Raw genomic sequence first — 8,603 nt, 5'->3', positions numbered from 1 at the left:
TCAAAGACCGATACTTCAGAATGGCTTCTTTACTCAATGCGCGAGCTTGCTAAGTTATTTAATCCCTCAGTCATGCCAAGACTTAGCAAACTTATACTTAGAGTAAGATATGGTGTAAAAGAAGAGTTGCTAGAATTGGTTGCTCTAAAAGGAATAGGCAGGGTAAGAGCTAGAGCTTTGTTTAAAGCAGGCTTTAGAAACTTGAAAGATTTGAGGAAAGCAAGTGTTGAAGAGCTTGCTAAAGTTGAAAAGATAGGTCTTGCAGTTGCAAAAAGTATTAAAGAACAGATACGCTGATTTACAAAATCGGCAATAGATTATCAACTTCCCATTCTGTAACTTTTATTCTGTACTCACCCCATTCCTCTTTCTTAATATGCAGAAAATGCTTGAATAAATGTTCTCCTAGCGTTTCTTTAATAAGTTTGCTATTTTCCATTAATGAAAGAGCATGCCCTAAATTGCTGGGCAGAGTATCGATACCAAAGCGCTTGCGCTCCTCTTCACTCATTTTATAAATATCTCTTTCCACTGGCTCCGGCGGATAAATTTTATCTTTTATCCCTTTCATGCCTGCAGCAAGCATTACTGCAAATTGCAAATAAGGATTGCCTGCAGGATCAGGATTTCTTAACTCAAGTCTTGTTTTCAAGACTCTACCAGCAGGAACTCTTATCAAAGCGCTTCTGTTGCGGTTAGCCCACGAGATATATACAGGTGCTTCAAAGCCTGGAACCAATCTTTTATATGAGTTCACCCATGACGCGAGTATTGCACAAGTCTCTTTTGCGTAGCGCAACAATCCTCCTATAAAACAGAAAGCCTTATCACTCAGTTGATATTCACCTTTCGGCTCGTAAAAGATATTATTGCCTTTTAAGTCAAACAATGATTGGTGCACATGCATACCGCTACCACAAACTCCAAATATGGGTTTAGGCATGAATGTAGCGTAAAGAGAATATTTCTGCGCAATTATTTTAGTTACGTATTTCATCATTGTTACTCTATCTGCAGTTGTTAGCGCATCAGAGTAGCGAAGGTCTATCTCATGTTGCCCTGGTGCTACTTCGTGGTGCGATGCCTCTACCTCGAATCCCATTTGGTTAAGATAGCCTACAATCTCTTTTCTAACGGTATCGCCACGATCGCGCATTAAATCAAAATAAGTACCTGAGTCGCTTGGCTTCGCTACTGGGCTACCATTAGTATCTAGTTGGAACAGAAAGAACTCATACTCAGGGCCTGCATTAAAAACCAAGCCTTGCTTTTTAATAATTGCTAGTTGTCTTTCTAAACAGTATCTGGGGTCGCCTTCAAAGCGCTTGCCTTTGGCATCGTAAATATTGCAGATTAGTCTGGCAGTTTTTAGATTATCAGCAGTCCAAGGAATTACTAGAAAAGTTTTTGGATCTGGCATAACGCGCATATCACTTTCTTCAATAGTTGCATAGCCTAGAACTGAGGAGCCGTCGAAGAAGACACCATCAACAAGAGCTTTCTCTAAGTTTTCTGCAGGAATGGAAACATTTTTTACTGCTCCTAGAATATCCATAAACTGAAGCTGAATGAATTTTACTTTCTCTTTTTTTACTCTCTCTAAAATTTCTAATTTTAAATCTCTCATTTTCTCTTCTTCTTTTTCTTCCTCTCCTTTAATTCAAATAATAAATTTTCAAGCCATTCTTTAATCCAGTTTCTATGTACAGGAACATCTTGAGCCATTAATTTTAGGTATCTACCAGATCGTATATAATATTTACTATGCAAAAATCAATCGTTTGGTTTGATTTTTCCTTAAAAATCGTTCAATGCACTGAAAAAATTTAATATAGCAGAAATTATTTTAGATATTATGGACAAACTCGATCTAGAGATAATAAGGAGCTTAAATTTAAATGCACGTAAAAGTTTTAGAGAGCTTGCAAGAGAGCTAAGAGTATCATTGAGTACTATAAGTGCAAGAGTGAAAAAATTAGAAAATGAGGTTGTGCTTCTCGGTTATGCGCCAATAATAGATGCAGAAAAACTAGGCTACGAGCTTTTTGCTATTGTAGAGCTCAGAATATCAAAAGGTAAATTAATCGAGGTACAGAAGAAAATTGCAAAAGACAAAAGGGTTTATGGAGTTTATGACGTAACTGGCGAGTACGATTCTATTGTTATGGCAAGACTCAGAAACAGACAAGATTTAAATAATTTTATAAAATCGCTACTTAGCATGGAATATGTTGAAAGAACAAATACCCACGTAGTTCTGAACATAGTAAAAGAGGAGAAAAGAGTGCTTGTTTGATAGAAAGAACTAAATTACCGTAAGTCTATTAAAAAGTGGAATGGCTGTAAAAATTATAGAACTTACAAGTATAGAAGCGCGGAGATTCTCTAAAAGAGGTGAGAAGTTCCCTGCTCTAAGGATAGACAATACCAGTACTGTAACTGCAATTACAGAGATTAGTGATAAAGAAGCTAATATAGAGTTTAGATTTACCACAAGCTATGGCGCGATAGGGACTATAAAAATAGAAGGTAAATTGACTTTTGAAGGTAATGCTTCAGAGCTCGCTACACAATGGTCTCAAACCATGAACATGCCTGAAAACGTAGCTAATGAAGTTCATAACGCAATAATGCAAACCTGCATGCCTGAAACTGTTTTCTTAGCTAGAGATTTGCATTTACCCCCGCCTATCCCTTTGCCACATATAGATATCAAAAAGAGGAAAGAGGGCAAAGTTGGAGGACCTGAGGTAGCGTAATTTAAAAAAGAAAGGCTTCCTATAGACCCTTATAACACTATTTCAGAGCTTGATGAAACTAACAGTCTCAGCCGTACATCTGCGGTGCATAAGTAGGTTCTGCAGCAGGCTTCGAGTGCTCCCTTAATACTCTCAAATACTTCTCAATTCTTTCTGCTTCTTCATAAAGAGGTGTGACATCTATTTTGAGTGCAGGTATGAATAAATCAATTACTTCAATTACTCTAGCTGCAGCTCTCGCATCAGGCATGTCAGGCCTTACTTCTGCGAAAAGCGATATAACATCAAAGTTTGCTCTTCGCCCTTCATTAAGTAAAACACCGCTAACACCTGTAACAATGCCTGTTTCAAGCTGCTTTATCTGATATTTTCTCAAATCTGCTCTTGCACTGTCAGTACTCCCCACACAGTATACGTCAAGCTTTTCATCTTTTTTAGAAACTGATAAGCCTTCAGGTATGACTATACGTTTGCATTTATGCTCTATTGCCCATTCTAGAATTGTTTTTGCAATAGCTCTTGCTAGATAAGGTGTAGGAGTGAATTCAGAAAGGAACACCGCAACTTTGCTTTTTTCATCTGCATATATTCTAGCTGGGAATTTAGGTTTAGACGCATAGACCATTGAGACTGCAGGGAAGTCAGGCGAGTCGAGAGCACTTATTTGGTCTAAGTTCAAAGCTCCTATCAGATAGTTAGCTGCTATTGTAGATACTAAACCAACTGTTGGGAAGCCGTCTACTATAGTTGCTCCCCTAAGATCCATATCTTTGAATTTATGGATTTTTATTTCAACCATTTTTCATCATTAACTACAAAATAATTTTAATCATACTTAAAATCTCCGTTTAGTATTCCCATAGAGGTAGCACTCGCTCGTAGCCTAAAAGCTTAACGCCAGTAATTGCAGCTGTATCATAGGTTAGAGCTCTTAAATTCTCAGGGCTTAGTTCCTCTAAAGAGCTTGCTCCTGTTGTTACAAGCAGAGCTTTGAGCTCTTCAGCTAATTTTTTCATCATATTTGAGACTACTTGACCTACGATTTTCCAATCGCCAGGTTTATCTTCTAATATCAATCCAACACCATCAGCACCTAGAGCAATAACTTTCAAAATATCCTCAGCATTTCTCAAATTTGCTAATACTAACAGTTTAGAACTTGCCCTTGCTTCTGAAATTGCTTTTAGCGCTGGTGGAATAGCTCCTAAAACTGGGAAATAACTGCAATCTATCGCTATAGCTTCTGGTTTGTTGGCTAGTGCTTGCTTTGTACATTCGTAAATATTTCTAGTAGCTACTTTAGCTATAATTGGGCACTCGTGACTTGTAATTTCTTTTAAAAGCTCTAACTCCTTAGGATTCTCGTAATACGCTACTGTTGCATCTGAAGAATCTAAATTCTCTATCTCAGGCCATTCTGTAATTACTGTTCCATTATTACTCTTAACAATTTCAATTTCCTCATTGCTTTTGCAAATTGAGAAACTATTTGCTAAACAGCCTGCGTAAGCGAAGCCTAGGTTGGGTGTTTGAGGCGCTAAGAAAATAGGGGTTGTAAACTTAAGGTTGTTAAGCTCGAAGCTCAAACTCACTTCTTTGCTTTCAGAAGGTTCTTTGATTAACAGCAAACTCTCTAAATTATGTGGTATTGGCTTATCACGTTTGATCTTCTTTTTCTCAATTTCTAAATATCTCGCTTTTTTAAGCTTTTCCAAAAGTTCTTTTTCTATAAAGCCAGCAACTTGCGCTTTATCATCTTCACTTAGGCTATCAAGCTCTATTTTAGCTTTTCTTTTTAGTTCGCCAGCCACTAAAATATTACCTCCTTTAAATTCTCCAATACTTTCCACATCACCTAAAACTACAATAGTGCCTGAGCTCATTTTATAGCCTAACTCTTTACCTGCGTCACCTCTAAGTATGAGTGTAGAGCCTTTGTTATAAGCCCCGAAGAAGTCGCCAGCCCTGCCATCAACTGTAATTCTTACGTCTTTAGCTATGTTGACAGCAATGCAATCCTGCCGGTCTAAGTTACTCACTTTAACCGATTTCTCGGTTTTGAGCTTCTCATACAATACTTTGTTTATTTCGCGTGTGGTTGTAATAGCCATGATTTTATTAATACTCTTCTGGCAACTCCTGTAGCTGTTTCGCAGTAAATACAGGACCGTCTTTGCAAACGTAAATATTGCCAATATTGCATCTACCGCATTTGCCTATGCCACATTTCATTCTCATTTCTAAAGTAGTGTATATCTGCTCTTGTACAAAGCCTAGTTTTAGAAGGTTTTGAATAACTAATTTAATCATTATTGGCGGGCCGCATGTTATAGCAATTGCGTTTTTAGTAGATGGTTTTAGAGCTAAGACATAATCAGGTACAAACCCTACAAATCTAGTCCAGCCTTCTTCATGCTTATCAATCGCAAGCTTTACTTCTATGTCTTTGCTTTTCTCTAGCTTGAATAATTCTTCCTTATAGACCAAATCTCCCTGAGTTCTTGCGCCGTAAATTAACAAGAGCTTGTTATAGTTTTTTCTCTCGTCTAAAGTGTAATTTATTAAAGATCTTAAAGGCGCTAATCCTATACCACCGCCGATATAGAGAAGATTTTTATTTTTCCAATGCTCCACTGGAAAGCTATTTCCGTAAGGTCCTCTAATACCAATCACATCGTTTTCCTCCAGTCTATGTAAAGCAGTTGTTACCTTACCCATCTTTCTAACACTAAGCTCAATGTAGCCCTTTTGAGTTGGCGATGAAGCAATAGCTGCTGGGAATTCTCCCTCTCCAAGCACAGAGACCATTACAAACTGCCCCGGCTTATAACTAAAATTTTTCTCTTTTGTAAACACCAGCTTGTAAGTGTTAATATCTAAAGTCTCTTTCCTTATACTCTCGATTTTTGCAATCTCAGGTATGTAGGGGTTAATCATTTTTCTACACTTACAGAGTTTATTTTAGATAGTATTTCTGTGACATCAATATTCACAGGACAATGCTCAATACATCTACCACAACCAACGCATCCTAAAATATTAAAATTATCGTGAAGATATTTGAATTTATGATAGATTCTATTTCTTACTCTATATTTTTGAGTTGGTCTTGGATTGAAGCCGGAGGTTTGCAAAGTATAAATTTGATGCGTACAATAATCCCAAGTTCTTATTCTAGCGCCTTTTGTTCTGCTAGCACTAAGCTCATCGTTAATATCGAAGCAGTGGCATGTGGGGCATAAGTATGCGCAGATTCCGCAGCCGATGCATTTCTCTCCTATAGATTCCCAGATTGTAGCATCGTAAATATTCTCAAGTTGATCTGGGATTTTATTAATACTTAAGTGGCGGACGATCTTTTTCTCTGCTTCTACTTGAGCTTCAGCTCTTTTTTCTTCTTCTTTTTTAGTAGGTTTCGAAAACAGCTCATCAGCTACTTTTATAGTTTTAGCACCTCTTTCAGTCACTATTTCTACGTAATAACTTTCGCCAATATCTGTAAGTAGCAAGTCTAAATTTTCTTTAGAGAATGGGGTGCTACCGAGCGAGGTACAGAAGCAAGTAGCTTTGGGGTTTGGACAGCTCAATCCTATAAGTATTGTGCTTCTCCTTTTGGTCAGGTAGTAGTTGTCCTTGTACTCGTTATCAAACACTTTATCGAGTAGTGAAAAACTCTTTGCATCGCAAGGTCTTATTCCTAAGATTATTTTTTCTTTTTTACTATTCTCTGGCATTTCTATTTCTGCAGATTTTCTGCCTAACTTAAATTTGAATAGCGTTTCAGATTGCGTGAATAATATTTGTTTAGGTGGTTTTGTAGAATTGTAATAATCGTATGCTATCTCAGAGTTTGTATTTATTGCTGAGAAATTGATTAAATCGTTTTCTTTTACAGGCGCATAGAGCTCGTATTCTTTTAAAAGCTTGCTCACAAATTCTTGAATTTTTCGTTTTAATATTATTCTAGATACTTCCATTTCTTATCACATTATAAACTCGGCTGGATCTTTAGGGTCAAAGCTTGCAAGTAAAGGCTTTGCTTTTGGATCGATGCCTGCTTCGTAATTGAACATTTCAAGCACTTCTTTCTCTAGCTTTTTAGTTAATGCTCTTACCGGTATATTCATGGGGCATGCGCGCTCGCACTCTTCGCATCCTATGCATCTTCCAGCCAGATGCAAAGCTCTCATTAAATGGAATTGCAAATTTTCTTGTAAGTTAGGCGAAGCCCTTATCCAAACTGGCGTAGTCTTTTCTGCAATACATTCTTTGCAATAGCAAAGTGGGCAAATATTTTTGCATGCATAGCATCTTATGCATTTACTAAATTGCTGTTTCCAATAGTTCCAGCGCTCTTCCAAAGATAAAGATTCTAGTTTCTTGATATCTTCGTAAGGCTCTTCTACACTTTCGACCTTTTTAGGCTCTCCTATAAGAACATCGTAAATTAAAGGTGTAGGATATTTGCAAGAGTTGCATTTATCGAATACTATCTCTTGTTTGGGAATATTGATTTTCTTTCCATCTATTTCAAATATAAACTTATCTTCTACAAGCTCTGCAGAGCTAAACTTTGCATTCTCGTGTATTTTAAGCTCTTTAAGTTTCACAGCCAATTTTCTAATGTCAACTATTCCCTCGCAAACAATTCCTATTATCACTAAAGAATCTCTGGCAATAATATTTTCCTGTATAAGCTGGACAAGCGCTCTTGAATCGCATCCTTTAACTACAATACCTATTTTCCTCTTTTCTTCTTTGCCTACAATGAATCTTTCTGTTAATGGTTTTGTAAGATAGACAGTAAGATTATTACTGCAGAACGGCGAGAATATAAATTTATCTATGTCTTCTAAACTTTTTGCGAAGGAGGGTGTAACTCTTAAGCTATCGCTGCCTTTTTCATAGCCTATTATATATTTTAAATCAGACGTTGAGATAATTTTCTTAGACTCTTCTCTGAGTTTATCTTCAATGCTTACCACTCTTCTATTCTCCTTAGCTCTTGATTTATAGGGCCTAACTTCTTCAGATCATTAACCATTTTCTTAGCTATATCTGCGAATTTTTTACCTTCCGATGCAGAGACCCATGCTACAAATAGTCTTTCAGGCTCTATGCCTACGAATTCTAATAACTTTCTAGTAAGTGCTAATCTGCGCTTTGCGTAAAGGTTGCCATACTGATAATGGCACTCGCCTGGATGGCAGCCAGCAACAAGCACGCCATCTATACCGTTCTGAAAAGCTCTGAGCACATATAGGGGATTGACTCTACCTGAGCACATAACTCTAATCGCTCTAATGTTCGGCGGGTATTGCATTCTACTCACGCCTGCTAGATCAGCGCCTGCGTAGCTACACCAATTGCAAAGGAATGCCAATATTTTAGGTTCGAATTCTTTTTCCATTTTTTTCTCCTTTTAAGCAAGCCCATCTATAGCACTAATCATTTGTAGATCTTTGAAATGCGCCTGCTGGATAGCGCCGTTTCTGCAGCCTGCGGAACAAGCTCCACATCCTTTGCATAGCGCTTCATTTATAGATGCTATATTCACTGTGACTCCAAATAGCTTGGTAGATTTTAATTCTATCGCTTTGAAAGGGCATAGCTCTATGCACATACCGCATCCATTGCATAGAAATTCATTTACTTTTGCAACTATCCCTTCAGTTTCTACAACGCCTTTCGCAAGTAGAGAAACTGCTTTAGATGCAGCGCCACTTGCTTGCGCTACACTATCTGGTATATCCTTTGGCGACTGACAGCAGCCTGCAAGAAAGATACCGTCTGTGAACGTATCTAAAGGTCTTAGTTTGGGATGCGCTTCTAATAAGAAACCGT

The 8,603-nt window shown here is 37.6% G+C and carries 11 protein-coding genes; 3 read left to right on the top strand and 8 right to left on the bottom strand.

Translation table 11 applies throughout. The features are described 5' to 3' along the window. Positions 1-297 (top strand): helix-hairpin-helix domain-containing protein (locus QMD21_02290; GenBank protein ID MDI6855601.1); only part of this gene is annotated, 297 nt, incomplete at its 5' end. A gap of 1 nt (position 298) precedes the next feature. Here the strand turns inward: QMD21_02290 and glnA are convergent. Further along, a complete protein-coding gene (glnA, locus tag QMD21_02285; protein MDI6855600.1) occupies positions 299-1,627 on the bottom strand; it encodes a type I glutamate--ammonia ligase in 1,329 nt (442 codons plus the stop codon). Positions 1,628-1,855: 228 nt separating this feature from the next. Between glnA and QMD21_02280 the strand changes: the two genes are divergently transcribed. Together QMD21_02280 and QMD21_02275 are read left to right on the top strand one after the other, a co-directional pair. After that, positions 1,856-2,296, top strand: coding sequence for an Lrp/AsnC family transcriptional regulator (locus QMD21_02280; protein MDI6855599.1), 441 nt, complete (start codon positions 1,856-1,858; stop codon positions 2,294-2,296). A 40-nt stretch (positions 2,297-2,336) separates the two neighbouring features. Then, on the top strand, positions 2,337-2,759 hold the full coding sequence (locus QMD21_02275) for a hypothetical protein (protein MDI6855598.1): 423 nt from the start codon (positions 2,337-2,339) through the stop codon (positions 2,757-2,759). 67 nt (positions 2,760-2,826) lie between these two features. On the opposite strand, the gene QMD21_02270 is transcribed toward QMD21_02275, so the two are convergent. The 7 genes from QMD21_02270 to QMD21_02240 all read right to left on the bottom strand — a co-directional run. Then, positions 2,827-3,558: a PAC2 family protein gene (locus QMD21_02270; GenBank protein MDI6855597.1), complete on the bottom strand. Its 732-nt coding sequence runs from the start codon at positions 3,556-3,558 to the stop codon at positions 2,827-2,829. Between the two features lie 49 nt (positions 3,559-3,607). Next, positions 3,608-4,870 (bottom strand): hypothetical protein, encoded by a 1,263-nt coding sequence (locus QMD21_02265; protein MDI6855596.1) that lies wholly within the window; start codon positions 4,868-4,870, stop codon positions 3,608-3,610. Positions 4,871-4,877: 7 nt separating this feature from the next. Then, positions 4,878-5,696 (bottom strand): FAD/NAD(P)-binding protein, encoded by an 819-nt coding sequence (locus QMD21_02260; GenBank protein ID MDI6855595.1) that lies wholly within the window; start codon positions 5,694-5,696, stop codon positions 4,878-4,880. After that, the gene (locus QMD21_02255) at positions 5,693-6,736 is read right to left on the bottom strand and encodes a 4Fe-4S dicluster domain-containing protein (GenBank protein ID MDI6855594.1); all 1,044 of its coding nucleotides are present in this window, start codon (positions 6,734-6,736) and stop codon (positions 5,693-5,695) included. Before QMD21_02255 ends, QMD21_02260 begins: the two co-directional genes overlap by 4 nt. A 6-nt stretch (positions 6,737-6,742) precedes the next feature. Beyond that, positions 6,743-7,744 (bottom strand): Coenzyme F420 hydrogenase/dehydrogenase, beta subunit C-terminal domain, encoded by a 1,002-nt coding sequence (locus QMD21_02250; GenBank protein MDI6855593.1) that lies wholly within the window; start codon positions 7,742-7,744, stop codon positions 6,743-6,745. Further along, entirely contained in the window at positions 7,738-8,169 is a 432-nt protein-coding gene (locus tag QMD21_02245) for a hydrogenase iron-sulfur subunit (protein MDI6855592.1), read from the bottom strand. Before QMD21_02245 ends, QMD21_02250 begins: the two co-directional genes overlap by 7 nt. A gap of 12 nt (positions 8,170-8,181) precedes the next feature. Continuing rightward, positions 8,182-8,603, bottom strand: a 422-nt coding sequence (locus QMD21_02240; GenBank protein MDI6855591.1) for a 4Fe-4S binding protein, incomplete at its 5' end; no start/stop codon positions are given.

It is taken from the genome of Candidatus Thermoplasmatota archaeon (assembly GCA_030018475.1).
Lineage (GTDB): Archaea > Thermoplasmatota > JASEFT01 > JASEFT01 > JASEFT01 > JASEFT01.
This window is presented reverse-complemented; position numbering and strand designations above follow the sequence as displayed.

Bases quoted from the DNA above. Each gene is read 5' to 3' on its own strand.
- QMD21_02280 (MDI6855599.1), top strand. From the start codon at position 1,856: ATGGACAAACTCGATCTAGAGATAATAAGGAGCTTAAATTTAAATGCA.
- QMD21_02275 (MDI6855598.1), top strand. From the start codon at position 2,337: ATGGCTGTAAAAATTATAGAACTTACAAGTATAGAAGCGCGGAGATTC.
- glnA (MDI6855600.1), bottom strand. From the start codon at position 1,627: ATGAGAGATTTAAAATTAGAAATTTTAGAGAGAGTAAAAAAAGAGAAA.
- QMD21_02270 (MDI6855597.1), bottom strand. From the start codon at position 3,558: ATGGTTGAAATAAAAATCCATAAATTCAAAGATATGGATCTTAGGGGA.
- QMD21_02260 (MDI6855595.1), bottom strand. From the start codon at position 5,696: ATGATTAACCCCTACATACCTGAGATTGCAAAAATCGAGAGTATAAGG.
- QMD21_02255 (MDI6855594.1), bottom strand. From the start codon at position 6,736: ATGGAAGTATCTAGAATAATATTAAAACGAAAAATTCAAGAATTTGTG.
- QMD21_02265 (MDI6855596.1), bottom strand. From the start codon at position 4,870: ATGGCTATTACAACCACACGCGAAATAAACAAAGTATTGTATGAGAAG.
- QMD21_02245 (MDI6855592.1), bottom strand. From the start codon at position 8,169: ATGGAAAAAGAATTCGAACCTAAAATATTGGCATTCCTTTGCAATTGG.